At 63.0% G+C, this 15,933-nt stretch carries 16 protein-coding genes and 1 other RNA gene; 10 read left to right on the top strand and 7 right to left on the bottom strand.

Going from position 1 to position 15,933, the window contains the following annotated elements:
• Nucleotides 1–20: 20 nt before the first annotated feature.
• Nucleotides 21–950 carry a glyoxylate/hydroxypyruvate reductase A gene (locus tag IB268_RS28485; protein WP_119449438.1) on the top strand — a complete coding sequence of 310 codons (930 nt, stop codon included), beginning with the start codon at nucleotides 21–23 and terminating at the stop codon, nucleotides 948–950.
• Here the strand turns inward: IB268_RS28485 and IB268_RS28480 are convergent.
• Entirely contained in the window at nucleotides 944–1,879 is a 936-nt protein-coding gene (locus IB268_RS28480) for a LysR family transcriptional regulator (protein ID WP_054458519.1), read from the bottom strand. The genes IB268_RS28485 and IB268_RS28480 overlap by 7 nt on opposite strands.
• 152 nt (nucleotides 1,880–2,031) lie before the next feature.
• Here IB268_RS28480 and IB268_RS28475 point away from each other — a divergent pair, with 152 nt between their 5' ends.
• On the top strand, nucleotides 2,032–2,661 hold the full coding sequence (locus IB268_RS28475; RefSeq protein ID WP_175181728.1) for an FMN-dependent NADH-azoreductase: 630 nt from the start codon (nucleotides 2,032–2,034) through the stop codon (nucleotides 2,659–2,661).
• 66 nt (nucleotides 2,662–2,727) lie between these two features.
• Here IB268_RS28475 and IB268_RS28470 read toward each other — a convergent pair whose 3' ends face one another.
• The 4 genes from IB268_RS28470 to IB268_RS28455 form a co-directional block, all read right to left on the bottom strand.
• A complete protein-coding gene (locus IB268_RS28470) occupies nucleotides 2,728–3,633 on the bottom strand; it encodes an NAD(P)-dependent oxidoreductase (protein WP_119449440.1) in 906 nt (301 codons plus the stop codon).
• Between the two features lie 74 nt (nucleotides 3,634–3,707).
• Entirely contained in the window at nucleotides 3,708–5,312 is a 1,605-nt protein-coding gene (locus IB268_RS28465) for a gamma-glutamyltransferase family protein (protein WP_192355180.1), read from the bottom strand.
• A gap of 187 nt (nucleotides 5,313–5,499) precedes the next feature.
• Complete coding sequence (locus IB268_RS28460; protein WP_054458528.1) at nucleotides 5,500–7,005, bottom strand: tripartite tricarboxylate transporter permease; 1,506 nt, start codon at nucleotides 7,003–7,005, stop codon at nucleotides 5,500–5,502.
• A gap of 13 nt (nucleotides 7,006–7,018) precedes the next feature.
• The gene (locus IB268_RS28455) at nucleotides 7,019–7,483 is read right to left on the bottom strand and encodes a tripartite tricarboxylate transporter TctB family protein (protein WP_054458530.1); all 465 of its coding nucleotides are present in this window, start codon (nucleotides 7,481–7,483) and stop codon (nucleotides 7,019–7,021) included.
• A 424-nt stretch (nucleotides 7,484–7,907) separates the two neighbouring features.
• Between IB268_RS28455 and IB268_RS28450 the strand changes: the two genes are divergently transcribed.
• The 4 genes from IB268_RS28450 to IB268_RS28435 all read left to right on the top strand — a co-directional run bounded on the left by IB268_RS28450 (nucleotide 7,908) and on the right by IB268_RS28435 (nucleotide 9,722).
• The gene (locus IB268_RS28450) at nucleotides 7,908–8,354 is read left to right on the top strand and encodes a hypothetical protein (protein WP_175161289.1); all 447 of its coding nucleotides are present in this window, start codon (nucleotides 7,908–7,910) and stop codon (nucleotides 8,352–8,354) included.
• Entirely contained in the window at nucleotides 8,354–8,665 is a 312-nt protein-coding gene (locus tag IB268_RS28445; protein ID WP_006388757.1) for a cell division protein ZapA, read from the top strand. The genes IB268_RS28450 and IB268_RS28445 overlap by 1 nt, the downstream gene beginning before the upstream one ends.
• A 33-nt stretch (nucleotides 8,666–8,698) precedes the next feature.
• Nucleotides 8,699–8,883, top strand: a non-coding RNA gene (gene ssrS / locus IB268_RS28440) — 6S RNA.
• Between the two features lie 80 nt (nucleotides 8,884–8,963).
• Nucleotides 8,964–9,722 (top strand): SIMPL domain-containing protein, encoded by a 759-nt coding sequence (locus tag IB268_RS28435; protein WP_054458533.1) that lies wholly within the window; start codon nucleotides 8,964–8,966, stop codon nucleotides 9,720–9,722.
• Here the strand turns inward: IB268_RS28435 and lgt are convergent.
• A complete protein-coding gene (gene lgt / locus IB268_RS28430; RefSeq protein WP_054458535.1) occupies nucleotides 9,697–10,485 on the bottom strand; it encodes a prolipoprotein diacylglyceryl transferase in 789 nt (262 codons plus the stop codon). The two genes, IB268_RS28435 and lgt, sit on opposite strands and share 26 nt — an antisense overlap.
• 126 nt (nucleotides 10,486–10,611) lie before the next feature.
• Between lgt and ilvD the strand changes: the two genes are divergently transcribed.
• The 3 genes from ilvD to msrA all read left to right on the top strand — a co-directional run bounded on the left by ilvD (nucleotide 10,612) and on the right by msrA (nucleotide 13,250).
• Entirely contained in the window at nucleotides 10,612–12,297 is a 1,686-nt protein-coding gene (ilvD, locus tag IB268_RS28425; RefSeq protein WP_192355179.1) for a dihydroxy-acid dehydratase, read from the top strand.
• Complete coding sequence (locus IB268_RS28420; protein WP_054458538.1) at nucleotides 12,281–12,616, top strand: c-type cytochrome; 336 nt, start codon at nucleotides 12,281–12,283, stop codon at nucleotides 12,614–12,616. The genes ilvD and IB268_RS28420 overlap by 17 nt, the downstream gene beginning before the upstream one ends.
• A gap of 79 nt (nucleotides 12,617–12,695) precedes the next feature.
• Nucleotides 12,696–13,250 (top strand): peptide-methionine (S)-S-oxide reductase MsrA, encoded by a 555-nt coding sequence (msrA, locus tag IB268_RS28415; protein WP_054458540.1) that lies wholly within the window; start codon nucleotides 12,696–12,698, stop codon nucleotides 13,248–13,250.
• 82 nt (nucleotides 13,251–13,332) lie between these two features.
• On the opposite strand, the gene hppD is transcribed toward msrA, so the two are convergent.
• On the bottom strand, nucleotides 13,333–14,445 hold the full coding sequence (gene hppD / locus IB268_RS28410) for a 4-hydroxyphenylpyruvate dioxygenase (RefSeq protein ID WP_054458542.1): 1,113 nt from the start codon (nucleotides 14,443–14,445) through the stop codon (nucleotides 13,333–13,335).
• A gap of 156 nt (nucleotides 14,446–14,601) precedes the next feature.
• Between hppD and IB268_RS28405 the strand changes: the two genes are divergently transcribed.
• Nucleotides 14,602–15,078 (top strand): Lrp/AsnC family transcriptional regulator, encoded by a 477-nt coding sequence (locus IB268_RS28405; RefSeq protein ID WP_054458545.1) that lies wholly within the window; start codon nucleotides 14,602–14,604, stop codon nucleotides 15,076–15,078.
• Nucleotides 15,079–15,933: the final 855 nt, after the last annotated feature.

Here is a 15,933-nt window from a genome sequence, read left to right as displayed (position 1 = left end):
AGTCTGCACACAGAGCCACCATGCACATACTCTTTGCCTGTCCCCACCATGATCCCGCCGCCTGGGTTCCGCTGCTGGAAGCCGCCATGCCCGGATGCCGCATTTCCGTGTGGAACCCGGACGGCCCGCCTTCGGGCGCGCAGGCGGCTCTGGTGTGGCGTCCGCCGGCCGAACTCTTCAAGCACGAGACCGGCCTCACCACGCTGTTCAACCTGGGCGCGGGCGTCGACGCCTTGCTGAAGATGCCCGAGATCCCGCCGCAGGTGCGCATCGTCCGTCTGGAAGACGCGGGCATGTCGGTGCAGATGGCGGAATACGCGCTGTACGCGTTGCTGCGCGTCGCGCGCGATTTCGAAGCTTTCGATCATGCGCAGGCGCGGCAACACTGGGATACCCGCGAAGGCTCGCGGCAGGCGGACTGGCCGGTGGGCGTGCTGGGCCTGGGGCAGGTGGGCGCCAGAGTCGCTCAGACGCTGGCCGAATTCGGCTATCCCGTGGCGGGCTGGTCGCGCACGCCGCGCGAGATTCCCGGCGTCGAGACCTTTGCGGGCGCGGCCGCCTTGCCGGCGTTCCTGGCCCGCACGCGCTTCCTGGTGAACGTGCTGCCGCTCACGCCGGACACCGTTGGCATCCTCAACCGCGAAACGCTGTCGCAGTTGCTGCCCCATGCGCATCTGGTCAACGTGGGCCGGGGCGAACACCTGGTCGAGGATGACCTGGTGCAGATGCTCGAAGAAGGCGAAATCGACGGCGCCACGCTGGATGTGTTCCACACCGAACCCTTGCCCAAGGACCACGCGTTCTGGCGCGATGCGCGGGTGCACGTGACTCCGCACATCGCGGCGCGCACCTTGCGCGATGAGAGCATTCGCCAGATCGCAGGCAAGGTCGCGCAGTTGCAGCGCGGCGAAGCCATCACCGGCGTGGTCGACCGCTCGCGCGGCTACTGAGCCGGCGGCAGCGGGGCTTTTTCCAGCCGCTGGTACATGGCGGGCAGGCGCTCCGACAGGAAATCGAGCAGGGCGCGCACGGCGGGCATCATGCCCCGCCGCGACGGATAGATGCAATGCACGATGCCCTCGGGTGACTGCCATTGCGGCAAGACCTGCACCAGCTGGCCGCGCCGTAGCTGTTCATGCGTGGCGATCGAGGGCAGCAGGGCGATGCCGCGGCCCCGCACTGCGGCTTCGGTCAGCACGATGAAGTCGTTGCATGACAGCTGCGGTTTCAATTCCACATGCACTTCCTCGCCCTTGTCGTTGCGCAGGGGCCAGCGCACTTCGTTTTGCGGATCACTGAAGCTCAGTGTGGTGTGCGTGGCGAGGTCCTGCGGCGTGTCGGGCGTGCCATGGCGCTGCAGGTAGCTGGGGCTGGCGACCAGCGTGCCGCGCGCGGTGCCGAAGTGGCGCACGACCAGTTCGGCGTCGGTATCCAGCTTGGTGCGCACGCGCAGCGCCAGGTCCACGCCCTCGCGGATCAGGTCCACGCGGCGGTTGGTCACAAGCAACTGCACCGACACGGCGGGCCAGGCGTCCAGGAACTCGGGCAGCAGCGGCGACAGCACGTCCTGCGCGATGGATACGGGGCAGCTCACGATCACGGGGCCGGTGGGTTCGGCCTGCAACTGCCGCATGGCGTCGTCCGCCGCGCGCGCCGATGCGGCCATTTCGCGGCAATAGTGCAGATAACGTTCGCCCGCCGAGGTCAGGCGCAAGCGGCGCGTCGTGCGTTGCAGAAGGCGCACGCCCAGGCTTTCCTCCAGGTGCGAGATTCGGCGCGACAAGCGGGATTTCGGAATGTCCAGCACCCTGGCGGCGGCGCTGAACCCTCCCTGTTCGACTACCTGGGAAAAGTAGTAGAGGTCGTTGAGATCTTGCATGATTGTTCTATTCCTGGAACGAATAGTTCATCATAACCGGATTTATGTGAACAATTAACCCGTCTACAGTGACGCCATGCACTCGGGATCTGATCAAAGCCTACGGATCCTGACCGCCCGCAGCGAGCGGGCCCTCACTGGAGAAATTTGCAATGAAGACCCTGGTTATCCTTTCCTCTATTCTCGGCGATCGTTCCAACAGCAAGCAATTGGCCGATCACCTGATCAACCGCGTCAAGGCGTCTAATCCGGCCGCGGCCATCAAGGTCCGCGACATCGGCGCCCAGCCCATCCCTTACTTCGACGGCAACACCGCCGGCGCCCTGTTCACTCCGGCCGATGCCCGCAACGTGGACCAGCAACGCCTGGTTGAGATGAGCGACGCGCTGGTAGCCGAATTGATGGATGCCGATCGCATCGTCTTCGCCGTTCCGGTCTACAACTTCAATATGCCCGCTCAGTTCAAGAGCTATCTCGATCATCTCGCCCGCGCTGGCGTCACCTTCCGCTATACCCCCGAAGGCGTGCCGGAAGGCCTGGTCAAGGGCAAGCAGGTGTTCGTGCTGACCGCCCGCGGCGGCAAGGCCGAAGGCACGCCTTCGGACACGATGACGCCTTACCTGCGCCAGATGCTGGCTTTCCTGGGCATGACCGACGTCACCTTCATCGCCGCCGAAGGCATGGCCATGGGTGAAGTGGCCGCGCTGGAAGGCATGGCGCAGGCCAAGCAGCGCATCGACGCGCTGCTGCCCGCTGCGCAGCAGGACAGCCTGGCCGCGTAAGCGCAGGCGTCCAAAGCAAAAGGCGAGCCTTGCGGCTCGCCTTTTTTCTTGCCGCGAGGGCAGGGCTCAGTCGCGCAGGCGCTTGATCAGGCTGGAGGTATCCCAGCGGCCGCCGCCCAGCTTCTGGACGTCGCCATAGAACTGGTCCACCAGGGCCGTCAGGGGCAGGCGCGCGCCATTGTGGCGGGCTTCGGCCAGCACCAGGCCCAGATCCTTGCGCATCCAGTCCACCGCGAAGCCGAAGTCGAACTTGTCGTCGACCATGGTGCCGCCGCGATTCTCCATTTGCCAGCTCTGCGCCGCGCCCTTGCTGATCACGTCCAGCACCAGCTTCATGTCCAGGTCGGCAGCCTGGCCGAAAGCGATCGCCTCGGACAGGCCCTGCACGACGCCTGCGATGCAGATCTGGTTGACCATCTTGGCCAGTTGGCCGGCTCCGGGCGGGCCCACCAGCGTGACCGCGCGGCCGAAGCTCTGCGCCACGGGCTTGATCGCATCGAACACGGCTTGTTCGCCGCCGCACATGATGGTCAACACGCCGTTGACCGCGCCTGCCTGTCCGCCGGATACCGGCGCGTCGACGAAATTCAGGCCCAGCTCCTTGGCCTGCGCGTAGAGTTCGCGCGCCACGTCGGCGGATGCGGTGGTGTGGTCGACGAAGACCGCGCCGGGCGTCATGCCGGCGAAAGCGCCGTCGGGGCCCAGCACGACGCTGCGCAGGTCATCGTCATTGCCGACGCAGGCGAACACGATCTGCGCGCCGGCCACGGCTTCGCGCGGCGTGGCTGCGCTCTTGCCGCCGAATTCGGCGACCCAGGCCTGGGCCTTGGCGGGCGAGCGGTTGTAGACCGTGACGTCGTGTCCTGCGCGCGCCAGGTGGCCGGCCATGGGCAGGCCCATCACGCCCAATCCGAGGAAAGTGACTTTCTGGGCTACGACAGCGTCGTAGCTCTTGGTACCGATCGTTGCCATGCAGGGGACTCCGCTTTATGTGATTGGGGCCGTCAGGCGTTGACGCCTGTAAACAGGCCCTAACCTTAACGCAATCAAAAGCCCGCGGCGAGTCCATCGCGCCGGCTGTCGCTGGCGCTGACATATCCGTCCACGGCCGGGTCGCCCAGGCGCCAGATGAACTGCCCCGATCCGAAGTCCATGTAGGGATCCGCCATGCTTTCGAGCACATGGCCGCGGGCGCGCAGTCCCTCGGCAACGGCCGCGGGCAGGCCGGCCTCCGCGTCCAGCGACAGTCCATGGTTCCATTTCCAGCGAGGCGCGTCGCAGGCGGCCTGCGGCTGCTGGCCATAGTCCAGCATCCGGACCAGCGTCTGCACCTGCCCCTGGGGCTGCATATTGCCTCCCATGACCCCGAAACTCATGACGGGTGCGCCATTGCGCATCAGGAAGCCGGGGATGATGGTGTGGAAGGGGCGCTTGCCGCCCGCCACCGCATTGGGGTGGCCAGGGTCGGTGTTGAAGCAATGGCCGCGGTTCTGCAGGCTGACGCCGGTGCCCGGCACCACCACGCCGGAGCCGAAGCCCATGTAGTTCGACTGGATGAAGCTGACCATCATGCCGCACTTGTCTGCGGCAGTCAGGTAGACGGTGCCGCCGCGCGGCGCATGGCCGCTGGCGTGGGCCTGCGCCGCATCGGGGTCGATCAGGCGCGCGCGCTGCGCCAGATAGTCCGCGGCCAGCATCTGTTCGGGCGTGACCTGCATGTGCTGCGAGTCGGCCACGTGCGCGTAGACATCGGCAAAGGCCAGCTTCATCGCCTCGATCAGCAGGTGCTGCGTTGCAGGGTGATCCACCGGGCGTGCCGCCACGTCGAAGTTCTGCAGGATGCCCAGGGCGATCAGGGCGGCGATGCCTTGGCCGTTGGGCGGAATCTGATGCAGCGTGTGGCCGCGGTAGCTTTGGCTGATCGGGGTCACCCACTGCGGCGCGTAATCGCGCAGATCCGCCAGCGTCAGCGCGGCGTCGTGGGCTTGGGCATGCGCCACCAGCTTGTGGGCGGTCTCGCCTTCGTAGAAGTCCCGGCCGCCGCTGGCCGCAATGCGCTTGAGCGTGGCGGCCGCGCCTTGAAGCACGAAGTGCTCGCCGACCTGCGGCGCGCGTCCGCGAGGTAGGAAATGCTCGGCGAAGCCCGGCTGCGGTTGCAGGAGGTCGGCTTGCGCCGCCCACTTTTCCTGCACGATGGGCGACACGGCAAAGCCGCGCTCGGCGTATTCGATGGCGGGTGCAAGCACGTCGGCAAAGGACAACCGGCCCAGCTTTTCGTGCAGGGCGGCCCAGCCCGCCACGCAGCCCGGCACCGTCACGCTGTCCCAGCCGCGCATCGGGATGGCGCCCTGGTGCTTGCGCCGGAAATAATCCATGTTCCAGGCTGCCGGCGCCGTTCCCGAGGCATTCAGTCCATGCAGCTTGGACCCGTCCCAGATGATGGCGAAACAATCCGATCCCAGCCCGTTGCTGACCGGCTCCGTCAGGGCCAGCGTGGCGGCCGCGGCGATCGCCGCGTCGACAGCGTTGCCGCCTTGCGCCAGGATCCGCAAGCCTGCCTGGGCGGCCAGCGGTTGTGACGTGGCGACCACGTTGCGTGCGAACACGGGGCGGCGGGTGGTGGGATAGGGGTTGTTCCAGTTGAAATTCATCTCGAATCATCGCGTGGGGTAAACCCCTAGCTTACCGTACGCGAACTGCGTTTGAACATAACCCGTATTGAGTTGTATTGATTCGTAGCGTTTATCGGACTGGATGCCGGACGCGCAAAGAAAAACCCCCGGGCGGAACCCGGGGGTTTTCAGGGCGAGACTGCCGCAGCGGGGCGGCAGGCTGGCTTTAGTCTTCTTCGACGAAGGTCTCTTCGCGCTTCTTGCGGATCGCCGGCAGGGCCACCAGGATCACCAGGAAGACGGCGACGGCCAGCAGCGAAGCCGACAGCGGACGCGTCACGAAGGTCGTGAAGTCGCCGCGCGACAGCAGCAGGGCGCGACGGAAGTTCTCTTCCATCATGGGACCCAGCACCAGGCCCAGCAGCAGCGGTGCGCCTTCGCACTTCAGCTTGGACCACACGTAGCCGATGATGCCGAAGATGGCGGTGGTGAAGATGTCGAACGTGTTGTAGTTCAACGAGTACACGCCGATCGTGCAGAACACCAGAATCGCCGGGAACAGGATGCGGTAGGGCACCTTCAGCAGCTTGACCCACAGGCCGATCAGCGGCAGGTTCAGCACGACCAGCATCAGGTTGCCGATCCACATCGAGGCGATCAGGCCCCAGAACAGCTCCGGGTGGCTCGTCATGACTTGCGGGCCGGGCTGGATGTTGTGGATGGTCATCGCGCCGACCATCAGCGCCATCACGGCGTTACCCGGGATGCCCAGGGTCAGCAGCGGGATGAACGAGGTCTGGGCAGCAGCGTTGTTCGCCGATTCCGGGCCAGCCAGGCCGGCCGGGTGGCCCTTGCCGAAGCGTTCCGGATTGCGCGAGATCTTCTTTTCCAGCGTGTAGGAGGCGAACGACGACAACACGGCGCCACCGCCAGGCAGGATGCCCAGGGCCGAACCCAGAGCCGTGCCGCGCAGCACAGCGGGGGCGGCTTCCTTGAATTCCTGCTTGTTGGGGTACAGCGAGCCGATCTTGTCGGTGATGTCGACGCGGTTTTCCTTCTGCTCGAGGTTGGTCATGATTTCGGCGAAGCCGAACACGCCCATGGCCACGATGGCGAAGTCGATGCCGTCTTGCAGTTCGGGGATGCCGAAGTCGAAGCGGGCGACGCCCGAGTTCACGTCGGTGCCCACCATGCCCAGCAGCAGACCCAGCAGGATCATCGCGATGGCCTTCGGCAGCGAACCCGAAGCCAGCACCACGGCGCCGACCAGGCCCAGGCACATCAGCGAGAAGTACTCGGCCGGGCCGAACTTGAACGCGACTTCAGCCAGCGGGGGCGCGAAGGCGGCCAGCAGCAGCGTGGCCACGCAGCCTGCGAAGAACGAACCCAGCGCAGCGATTGCCAGCGCGGCGCCAGCGCGGCCGTTGCGGGCCATCTGGTGGCCGTCCAGCACGGTCACCACCGCGGACGTTTCCCCTGGCAAGGCCACGAGAATTGCCGTTGTGGAGCCGCCGTATTGGGCGCCGTAGTAGATGCCTGCCAGCATGATCAGGCCGGCCACCGGGGGCAGCACGTACGTGATCGGCAGCAGCATTGCGATGGTCGGGACAGGGCCGATGCCCGGCAGCACGCCGATCAGCGTGCCCAGGATGCAGCCCAGCAGGGCATAGGCCAGGTTCTCGGGCGTGAACGCCACCGAGAAGCCCAGCATGAGGTTGTCAAACAATTCCATGGCCGAAGGCTCCTTAGTTCATGCCCAGAAACGACGGCCACAGCGGGAAAATCAGCCCCAGCCCCTTGACGAATGCCAGATACGAGAACACCACCAGGAAGATCGCGTTGGCAACGGCGACCTTCAGGCTGAACTCATGGCTGGCCAGGCTGCTGACGACAACCAGAACGAACACCGAGATGTAGATGCCCAGCAGCTTGAGGATGAAGCCGTAGAGCACGACCGATCCGACCACCAGGAACACGATGCGCCAGTCGAACTTGTCGACGTGGGTTTCGTGCGCCTTCTTGGACATCGAGCCAAGCAGCACGATGGCGCCCAGCAATGCCAGAACAATGCCTAGCCAGAAAGGAAAATACCCTGGGCCCATTCGGGCGGCAGTACCCATTTGGTAGCTGCTGGCCTGCCAGGCGAATCCCAGTCCAAGGGCGATGAACATCACCCCCGACCAGAAGTCCTGTCGATTGCGTAGCTGCATGATTGGTTGGCTCCTGTTTACAGCATGTAGATAAAAAGGTCTGTGGCCAATCCCGCCGACAGGCGAGTGACAGGCACAAAAAAGGCACTTCAGGGTGCCATTTGTTCTTATGAAAGGTAAGGCTGGGATTCTTGAAAGGGCGAATGGTAATGGACGCCCGCCACGCTGCAAACCCTGTAAGGTCGGTGAAAGGCTGGGGTTTTCCCTAGAATTCGGGAACTCCCGACCCCGAGTTGTAACGGGTCAGGAAGTTTGAGGGCTTTTTGAAAGCTAAGTGAAAGTTTATAGAAAGAAAGACGAAAGCAGGATCGGCCGGATGCGTGGCTTTCGAATGAGGCAGGAATAAATCCTACTGAATATTGCCGGGTTTCTCACCTTGCGTGAAGAGACCCCGTTCAACTCAGGATGGTTTACGATAGCGCCCATGCTGCAAGATCTAGACCAACTCGCCGCCCGCATAGGGCAACTGGTGCAACGCACCCGGCAACTCCACGCAGAGCGTGACGCGTTGCGCCAACGCCTGAACGAAACCGAAGCTGAGCAGCGTGTGCTCAAGCAGCGCGCCGCCGAGCGCGAGGCCGAAATCGTCACGCTCCAGAGCAAGCTTCAGGATCACGACGGCGCGGTCACCTCCATGCTCGAGCAAGCCCAGCAGGCCGAGGCCGCGCTGCGCGAGCAACTGGCCCGCGAAACCTCCGAGCGCCAGTCTCTCGAATCGCGTTTCGCCGCCCGTGAAACCGAATTGCAAGGCAGCTTGCAGACCCGCGACACCGAATTACAGCGCTTGCGCGTGGCCGCCGCATCGGCCCGCGAGCGCATTGACGCCGTGCTGGCCCGCTTGCCGGGCGCACCGTCTGGAGAGCAACACTGATGGAACGCGTAGATGTCACCATACTGGGGCGCGACTATTCTTTGGCGTGTTCCGCCGAAGAGAAGCCGACGCTGCTGGCCGCCGTGCGCCACGTGGACCAACTGATGCTGCGCATCCAGGGCACGGGCAAGGTCTCCAGCAATGAACGCATCGCCGTGATGGCCGCGCTGCAAGTCGCGGGCGAGCTGCTCGCCATGAAAGCGCCCGATGGTCCGCTGGGCGGTTTGGCGGTCGGCGACTTCAAGCGTAGAATCGAGGACATGAACGCAGTACTCGATGACGCCTTGTCGGGTCAGGAAAAGCTGCTCTGACAGTTCATATAGCAGTACTCAAGTATTTTCAGTTTGTCCCTGCCGTGTTCGTGACTAGGCCATACATTCTCTGAACCTATGTCTTATGGCATATTGGTTGCGGGAGTGCAGAGCTGGAGTGATCGTCTCCTGTAGACGAACCCGACGCTCTTCGGAACGCGACCACCTTGAACCTCAGGGTTCGAGATGCCGGCCTTGACGGCACAGGCGGGGCATCTATCCCAGCGGGCCTGCCATAAGAGCAGGTCCGCCTCGGGCGCCTCACCACTCCCCTTCGTCCTCCCTCTAGGACCAGTCCATGTTCAAACACCCTGTTTTCTCGCTGACCAAACTCGGCGCAGCGTGCGCAGCCGTGGCCGCTCTGAGCGCCGCGCCGCTTGCCCATGCGCAGACCCAGGCGCCCGCCGCCGCGACGGAAGCGTCGGCCAGCCGCGCGCCCGAACTGACTCTGCAGGCCAATGCGTCTTCTGAAGTCAAGCAGGACACGGTCCGCATTTCCTTGTCCGCCGAAGTCGAGGCGCCCGACCAGCCCGCCGCAGGCAAGAAGCTGAGCGCGGCCTTGGACGACGTGGTCAAGCGTGCGCGCGACGTCAAAGGAGTGGAAGTGCGCACTGGCGGCTACAACGTCTGGCCGAACACTTCCAGCAAGGGCAAGATCGGTTCCTGGCGCGGCCAGGGCGAAGTGATCCTGGAATCCAAGGACTTCGAAGCCGCGGCGGCGTTGGCGTCCAAGCTGTCGGACAAGACCGCCATCTCGAATATCAGCTTCCTGCTGTCGCGCGAAGTGCGCGAGGCCGAAGAGCGCAAGCTGCTCAAGGAAGCCGCGCAAGCCTTCAAGGACCGCGCGCTGGCCGCAGCCAACGCCTTCGGTTTCTCGGGCTACCGCCTGTCCAAGCTGGAACTGGGCGGCTCGGGCGGCCCCGTGCCGATGCCGCGCATGATGGGCGCCGCGGCCATGGCCAAGGACGCCTCGGGCGGCTATAGCCCGGACGTCCCGCTGGAAGCGGGCAACGTCACGGTCAGCATCGCGGTCAACGGGACGATCGTTTTGCAGTAAGGCTGAACATGATGGCGCCCAGGGCGACCATCGGCACGGACAGCCACTGTCCCATGCTCAACCCGCCCGCGAGCAGGCCCAGGAAGTTGTCCGGCTCGCGGGTGAATTCCACCAGGAAGCGGAACGTTCCGTAACCCATCAGGAAGAGCCCGCTCACCTGGCCCAGCGGGCGCGGCTTGCTCGAAAACCACCACAGCAGCGCGAACAGCACGATGCCTTCCAGGCCTAGCTCATAGAGTTGCGAGGGGTGGCGTGCCAAGCCGTCGCCGCTGCCCGGAAACACCATGGCCCACGGCACATCGGTGGGCCGGCCCCAGAGTTCGCCATTGATGAAGTTGCCCAGGCGGCCAAAGCCCAGCCCCAGCGGAATCAGCGGCGCGATGAAATCGCTGACCGCGAAGAATGGCAGCTTCTTCTTGCGTGCGAACAGCAGCATCACCACGATCACGCCGATCAGCCCGCCATGGAACGACATGCCGCCCTGCCACAGGTACAGCACTTCCAGCGGATGGGACAGGTAGTAAGAGGGCTTGTAGAACAGCACATAACCCAGCCGTCCGCCCAGCACCACGCCCAGCACGCTATAGAAGATCAGGTCTTCCAGATCCTTCACGTTCAGTGACGTGGTGTGGCCGGAGGTGATGCGGCGGCGTCCCAGCAGGTACACCAGGGCGAAGCCCACCAGGTACATCAGTCCGTACCAGTGGATGGCAAGCGGCCCGATCTGCAGGGCGACGGGGTCAAATTGGGGATATTGCAGCATGTTCTGCCCGACACAATAAAGTTGAATGATAATAACCGGCGAACATTGAAGATTCGCGCGCAAGCGAGCCAGTTCCCCCGGGGCGGTTGCCATGTCCGAGCCCCGGCGGCCGACAGGAGACAGACCATGCCGCACAACGATCGTTCCCGCCACATCACCCACGGTGTCGCGCGCGCGCCCAACCGCGCCATGTATTACGCGCTGGGCTATCAGGAAGCCGACTTCGAAGATCCCATGATCGGCGTGGCCAACGGCCATTCGACGATCACGCCATGCAATAGCGGCCTGCAGCGCCTGGCCGATGCGGCCATCGATGCGATCCGCGCGTCACGGGCCAATCCCCAGGTATTCGGCACGCCCACCATTTCAGACGGCATGTCCATGGGCACCGAGGGCATGAAGTACTCGCTGGTCTCCCGCGAGGTCATCGCCGACTGCATCGAGACCGCGGCGCAAGGGCAGTGGATGGACGGCGTGGTGGTGATAGGCGGGTGCGACAAGAACATGCCTGGCGGCATGATCGCACTGGCGCGCACCAATGTGCCCGGCATCTACGTCTATGGCGGCACCATCAAGCCCGGCCACTACAAGGGCAACGATCTCACCATCGTATCCGTCTTCGAGGCCGTGGGCGAATACACCATGGGCCGCATGCCCGAAGAAGATTTCAAGCAGATAGAAAAGTGCGCGATTCCCGGCTCCGGGTCCTGCGGCGGCATGTACACCGCCAACACCATGAGCTCCGCGTTCGAAGCCATGGGCATGAGCCTGCCGTACTCGAGCACCATGGCCAACGAGGACGAAGAAAAGGTCACTTCCGCCGCGGAGTCTGCGCGCGTGCTTGTCGAGGCGGTCAGGAAGGGTTTGCGCCCGCGCGACATCATCACGCGCGAATCCATCGAAAACGCGGTGTCCGTCATCATGGCCACGGGCGGCTCCACCAACGCCGTGCTGCATTTCCTGGCAATCGCGCATGCGGCGGAAGTGCCGTGGACCATCGACGACTTTGAACGCATCCGCAAGCGCGTGCCTGTCCTGTGCGACCTGAAACCGTCCGGCAAATATGTCGCCACCGACCTGCATCGCGCCGGCGGCATTCCGCAGGTCATGAAGCTGCTGCTCAACGCCGGCCTGTTGCACGGCGACTGCATCACCATCACCGGCAAGACCATCGCCGAGACCCTGGCTGATGTGCCCGACGCTCCCAGGGCGGACCAGGATGTCATCATGCCGCTGGATCGCGCGCTGTACCCGCAAGGCCATCTTGCCATCCTGAAAGGCAATCTCTCTCCCGAAGGCTGTGTCGCCAAGATCACTGGCCTGAAGAATCCCGTCATCACGGGCCCGGCGCGCGTCTTCGATTCCGAGGATGACGCCATGACCGCCATCATGGCGCGCGAGATCCGCGATGGCGACGTGGTGGTCATCCGCTACGAAGGGCCGAAGGGCGGTCCCGGCATGCGTGAGATGCTTGCGCCGACCTCCGCGCTGGTCGGCCAGGGACTGGGCGAAACGGTGGGTCTCATCACCGACGGCCGTTTTTCCGGTGGCACCTGGGGGATGGTCGTGGGCCATGTCGCGCCTGAGGCTTTCGTGGGCGGCCCCATCGCGCTGATCCGCGAGGGCGATTCGGTTACCATCGATGCCCACAAGCTGCTATTGCAGCTCAATATCAGCGACGAAGAAATGGCGGCTCGTCGCCAGGCCTGGGTTCAGCCCCGGCCGCGTTATACACGCGGTGTGCTTGCCAAATTCGGCAAGCTCGCCAGCACCGCGAGCCGTGGGGCAGTTACCGATGCATTTGAAGAGTAGTCTGTTGTTGGCCGCCGCCTGCGTCCTGGGCGCGGGGGCGGCGCAAGCGCAAACCACCGGGTTGGACCTGGCCAAGAACAAGGCCTGTATGGCCTGCCACCAGGTCGAAGCCAAGCGTGTCGGCCCGCCGCTCAAGAGCGTGGCTGAACGCTATGCGGGGCAGGGCGACGCCATGGTCGATTACCTGGCAGGCAAGATCCGCGGCGGCGGTCGCGGCGCCTGGGGTGCCGTGCCCATGCCCGCGCAGACTCAGGTCAGCCCGGACGACGCCCGCGCGCTCGCCGAATGGATCTTGTCGCTGGCTCCGCCCAAGCAGTAGTCTTATTCTCTCGCGTTCCGCGCACGAAAGCCGGGACGCCAGGCCGTATTCCGCGGCCCTTTATCAGGAAGGAATCGTCATGGCAGAACAACCCTCTCCGGGCAATGAGGTCGCGGTACTTGGCGGCGGCTGCTTCTGGTGCGTTGAAGCGGTGTTCACCGAGCTGCGCGGGGTCAAGAGCGTGCTGCCCGGTTATAGCGGCGGGCATGTGGACAATCCCAGCTACGAGCAGGTCTGCGGCAAGGCCACGGGCCACATTGAAGTGGCCCGCATCGAGTTCGATCCCGCTGAACTGTCCTACAGTGACTTGTTGCGCGTATTCTTCGCGACCCACGACCCCACCACACCGGGCCGCCAGGGCAATGACGTCGGTCCGCAATACGAATCCGCCATCTTCTGGCAGAACGAGGGGCAGCGCGAGCAGGCCCAAGCCGTCATCGCCGAGGTCAATGCACAGCAGATCTACGATGCGCCCATCGTGACGCACGTGCTGCCGCCCGCCAAGTTCTGGCAGGCCGAGGACTACCACAGCAACTACTTCGCCCTGCATCCCGAGCAAGGCTATTGCCAATTCGTGATCGCGCCCAAGGTCGCCAAGTTCCGCAAGCAGTTCCAGGAGCGGCTGCAAAAGTAGCAGGCAAAAAAAACCTCACCACAAGGTGAGGTTTCAAAGCCAGCGCCGATGCCCGAGCACCGGGCGCTGGCGGGGGAAGACTTTATTCGACGGTCTTCACCACGCCGCGGCGCATCTGGTCCAGTTCGATCGACTCGAACAGGGCCTTGAAGTTACCTTCGCCGAAGCCATCGTTGCCCTTGCGCTGGATGATCTCGAAGAAGATCGGGCCGATCTGGTTTTCGGTGAAGATCTGCAGCAGCAGGCCGCCGCCGGGGGCGCCGTCCAACAGGATGCGGTTCTTTTGCAGGCGCGCTACGTCTTCGCCGTGGTTCGGCAGACGCCGGTCCAGCAGCTCGTAGTAGGTTTCCGGCGTGTCCAGGAACACTACACCGTTCTGGCGCAGCGCTTCGATGGTGGCGTAGATATCTTCGGTGGCCATGGCGATGTGCTGGATGCCTTCGCCACGGTACAGGTCCAGGTATTCCTGGATCTGGCCCTTTTCTTCCGTGCCTTCCTCGTTGATCGGAATGCGGATGTTGCCGCAAGGCGAGGTCATGGCCTTGGACTTCACGCCCGTCACCTTGCCCTCGATGTCGAAGTAGCGGACTTCGCGGAAATTGAAGAGGCGTTCGTAGAACTCTGCCCACTCGGCCATGCGGCCCTTGTGCACGTTGTGCGTCAGGTGGTCCACCAGCGTCAAGCCGGCGCCGCGGTGATTCAGGTCGGCCTGGGCGTTTTGCGGATCCACGGGAACGAAGTCCACGTCATAGATGCTGATGTCGCCAATACCGCCATGGCCGTCCTTGCCAGCCCAGCGGTCCACCAGGTAGATCAGCGAATCGCCGATTCCCTTGATCGCCGGAATGTTCAATTCCATCGGGCCGCTGTGCGAATCGAAGCCCCACGCGCCCAGTTCCAGCGCGCGCTTGTAGGCGGCGTTGGCATCTTGCACACGAAAGCCGATCGCACAGATCGACGGGCCGTGCAGGCGCGCGAAACGCTGGGCGAAGGAATCCGGTTCTGCGTTGATCAGGAAGTTGACGCCGCCCTGGCGGTACAGGGTCACGTCCTTGTGGCGGTGCTTGGCGATGGCCTTGAAGCCCAGCAGTTCGAACACCTTGCGCAGCGCGGCGGGGTCCGGCGCGGCATATTCAATGAATTCGAACCCGGCGGTGCCCATCGGGTTGTCCCAGGGTTGGAAAGCGCTGCTCATAAGTCTGCTCCCTTGCATCGTTTTTAAGGACGACTTGTTCTTCAAGTCTAGACGGAGATTGTAGGAAGGAACGACGGGCAGACAATTGCAAACATGTCGCGAAAGCCAGTAGGTTGAGCAATAATATTGCCGGATAGAAAATATTAAGGGCTGAAAATGTCTGACATTGAGCTGGATAGGACAGATATACGGATTCTGGCCGAATTGCAGCGCGACGGCCGCCTCAGCAACCAGGAGCTGGCCGATCGTGTGTCGCTGTCGCCCAGTCCCTGCCTGCGGCGGGTCCGCAGACTGGAAGAGAAGGGCTTCATCAAGAAGTACGTCGCCCTGATCGACGCGAAGAAGGTCGGCCTGGGGCTGCTCGCCTACGTAAACATCCGTCTGAACAAGCACAGCGGATCCAGTCATGCTCCCATGAGCGACTTCGCACGCGACGTGCAACTATGGCCGGAGGTCGTGGAGTGCTATGCCATGTCCGGAGACATGGACTACCTGTTGCGTATACAGGTCGCCGACCTGGCGCATTTCTCCCGGTTCGCCATGGATACGCTGATGCGCCACCCTGCAGTGGTGGACATGCGTTCATTCTTCGCCCTGCAGCAGATCAAGGAAACCACAGAGCTCAGGCTCTAGCTATGGCTTTTCAGCCCCTCTCTATATATAGGTACCGCCATCAGACGTTTGTCGTGGGGTGTCCAGGGCGAATGGTGCGTCCCCGTAAAGGATGCATCTTTTAAAAAAAGGGTGTCACCTTCGTAGTCCCGCCAAAATTCCGTGCTATAGTCTCGCTCCTTCGCGATTCGGGCAGTTTTGAAGCGTGAAGCCAAGCAGGCACACGGGTTGGCTAAGGGAAACCTAGCCGGCCTGCCGCAAGGTCAGCAGCGATGTTGGCAGCGGTTATTGCAAGGGTTGCAGCAAATTAGGCAGAAGCCAGTTGCGTAATCTGCAAAAATCGTGCTATAGTCTTGGGCTTGGCTCGTGATGATTATTAAGGGTTTACCCTTATATCGCTGGCCATCCAGGCGGTAACCGATCTCAGATTCAAAGCGAAAGCGGCGGCGATGGGGTTGCTAGATAAGGTGCAAATTAGGCAAAAGCCGGTTGCACAATCTGCAAAAATCGTGTTATAGTCTCGGGCTTGGCAGTTGCCGAAAACTTAGGGTTAACCCTGATATTTCGATAGCTGCTAAGAGAGGTGGACCTGAAGAGGTCGCAAGCAAGAAAGCGAAACGCAGTATGTGACGCCGGCTTGACAAGCGAAAAAAACTTCTTCATAATCTCGTTTCTCTGCTGCAAACAACGCGGCGCCAGCGAAAGCGGCGTAGCAAAGCGAGCAGGCAGTAAGTAGTACAGAATTTAGCAGTACCGCTCTTTAACAATTAAACAACCGATAAGTGTGGGCGCTTGATGCGAGTGCATAGTGACTTCGGTCACAAGCACAATGAAATCAAGTGCTCACTAGAAGTGAAGTACCTTAGATGTCAAGTC

The organism is Achromobacter sp. ACM01, assembly GCF_014851745.1.
Classification (GTDB): Bacteria; Pseudomonadota; Gammaproteobacteria; order Burkholderiales; family Burkholderiaceae_B; genus Achromobacter; species Achromobacter aegrifaciens.
Note: the sequence above shows the minus strand (reverse complement) of the source record. Positions and strands in the feature narration are given on the sequence as shown.